The 2664-nt window shown below is 56.1% G+C and carries 1 protein-coding gene; it reads left to right on the top strand.

Translation table 11 applies throughout. The annotated features are described in order from the left end of the window. Positions 1-150 precede the first annotated feature (150 nt). The gene (gene scpA, locus AC6F7T_RS00725; RefSeq protein ID WP_500716032.1) at positions 151-2289 is read left to right on the top strand and encodes a methylmalonyl-CoA mutase; all 2139 of its coding nucleotides are present in this window, start codon (positions 151-153) and stop codon (positions 2287-2289) included. Positions 2290-2664 lie beyond the last annotated feature (375 nt).

Genomic DNA, 2664 nt, shown 5'->3' with positions numbered 1-2664 from the left:
CACCAAGACACCAAGGTCACCAAGAAGAGCAAAAAATTAGGGTTTGCAATCAAAAGCTTTATCTTGTTTCTCTTGGTGTTCTTGGAGCCTTGGTGGCTAAAAAAAGATTGTGACCAGAACATTCCATTTTCAGGAAGGATGCCCAAAACCATGAGCCATTGTGAAAAGAAGACGGTTGCGGACTGGGAAGCTCAGGCAAAAAAAGAGCTCAAAGCCGACAACCTTTCCGCCCTGACCTGGCAGACACCGGAAGGTATCGCCGTCAAGCCGCTCTATACTGCCGCTGACACCGCCAACCTGCCCCACACCGATACCCTGCCCGGTCTTGCTCCCTTCATTCGCGGACCGATGGCGACCATGTACGCCGGTCGGCCGTGGACGGTGCGTCAGTACGCCGGCTTTTCCACCGCCGAGGAGTCCAACGCCTTCTACAAACGTAACCTCGCCGCCGGTCAGCAAGGCTTGTCCGTCGCCTTTGACCTCGCCACCCATCGCGGCTACGACTCCGACCATCCGCGCGTTGTCGGCGATGTCGGCAAGGCCGGGGTTGCCATTGACTCGGTTGAGGACATGAAGATCCTCTTTTCCGACATTCCCCTCGACAAGGTCTCGGTCTCCATGACCATGAACGGCGCGGTGCTGCCGATCATGGCCAACTACATCATTGCCGCCGAGGAGCAGGGGGTCAAACCGGAGCAGTTGGCCGGCACCATCCAGAACGATATCCTTAAAGAGTTCATGGTGCGCAACACCTATATCTATCCGCCCGAACCCTCGATGCGCATCATCGGTGACATCATCGAGTACACCAGCAAGTATATGCCCAAGTTCAACTCCATCTCCATCTCCGGCTACCACATCCAGGAAGCCGGTGCCAACAACGCCCTCGAGCTGGCCTTCACCCTCGCCGACGGCCTGGAGTATGTGCGCACCGCCATCGCCAAAGGCCTCGATATCGATGCCTTTGCGCCACGCCTGTCATTCTTCTTTGCCATCGGTATGAACTTCTTCATGGAAGCCTCCAAACTGCGCGCCGCGCGCTTTCTGTGGGCCGAGCTGATGGCTCAGTTCAACCCCAAAAATCCCAAATCCTCCATGCTGCGCACCCACTGCCAGACCAGCGGCTGGAGTTTGACCGAGCAGGACCCCTACAACAACGTGGTGCGGACCACCATCGAAGCCCTGGCGGCGGTCTTAGGCGGCACCCAGTCGCTGCACACCAATGCGCTGGATGAAGCCATCGCCCTGCCCACCGACCACAGCGCGCGCATCGCCCGCAATACCCAGCTGGTGATTCAGGAGGAAACCGGCATCTGCAATGTCGTCGACCCCCTGGGTGGCTCCTACTATGTGGAATCCCTGACCAATGCCCTGATCGAAGAGGCCCGCACCATTATCAATGAAGTCGAAGGCCTCGGCGGCATGACCAAGGCGATCGAAACCGGCATGCCCAAACTGCGCATCGAGGAATCGGCGGCGAAAAAACAGGCCGCCATCGACAGTGGTCGCGATGTCATCGTCGGGGTCAACAAATACAAGCTTGCCAAGGAAGATCCCATCGACACCCTCGATGTCGACAATGCCGCCGTCCGCGACAGCCAGATTGCCCGCCTCAACCAGATGCGCGCACAGCGCAACGAAGCCGCCTGCCAGGGAGCCCTTGACGCCATCACCGCAGCAGCGGAAAATAACAGTGGCAACCTCCTTGAACTCTGCGTTAATGCCGCACGGCTGCGGGCCAGCGTCGGTGAGATTTCCGACGCCATGGAGAAGGTCTACGGCCGCCACCGCGCCGAAATCAGACTTGTTTCCGGAGCCTATGGATCAATTGTGAGTGAAGACAGTGACTTTGCCGCGCTGAAAAAGCGTGTTGACGACTTCGCCGCCAGAGAAGGACGGCGCCCGCGCATCCTGATTGCCAAGATGGGGCAGGATGGTCATGACCGTGGCGCCAAGGTGGTGGCCACCGCCTACGCCGATGCCGGCTTTGATGTCGACGTCGGTCCGCTGTTCCAGACCCCGGACGAAGCCGCCAAGATGGCGGTAGAAAACGATGTCCATGTCGTCGGCGTCTCCAGCCTCGCCGCCGGCCACAAGACCCTGGTGCCGCAACTGGCCGCCGAGCTGCAAAAACTTGGTGCCGATGATATCGCCATCGTCTGCGGCGGCGTCATCCCGCGCCAGGATTATGACGCCCTGTACGCCGCCGGCGCCGCCAAGATCTTTGGGCCCGGCACCCCGATTACCTTATCCGGCATGCAGACCCTGGATGCAATTGAGGGGAAATAAGCACAGAAAACCATTAGCCACCAAGGCACCAAGAACTCCAAGAGGGACAAAGACAAAGATCTGGGTTTAAAAGCTTTGTACCTTTAACAAAAAAATATTCAGACTTTCTTGGAGTCTTGGTGGCTGGTTTAAAAAGTGTTTTATAAGAAAATTGCGTCCAAGGCACCAAGAACTCCAAGAGGGACAAAGACAAAGATCTGGGTTTAAAAGCTTTGTACCTTTAACAAAAAAGTATTCAGACTTTCTTGGAGTCTTGGTGGCTGATTTAAAAAGTTTTTTAAAAGAAAATTGCGTCCAAGGCACCAAGAACTCCAAGAGGGACAAAGACAAAGATCTGGGTTTAAAAGCTTTGTACCTTTAACAAAAAAGTATTCA

The sequence above is a fragment of the Pelovirga sp. genome, assembly GCF_059864205.1.
Note: the sequence above shows the minus strand (reverse complement) of the source record. Positions and strands in the feature narration are given on the sequence as shown.

Coding starts and splice junctions, on each gene's coding strand:
- scpA (WP_500716032.1), top strand. CDS start 151: ATGAGCCATTGTGAAAAGAAGACGGTTGCGGACTGGGAAGCTCAGGCA.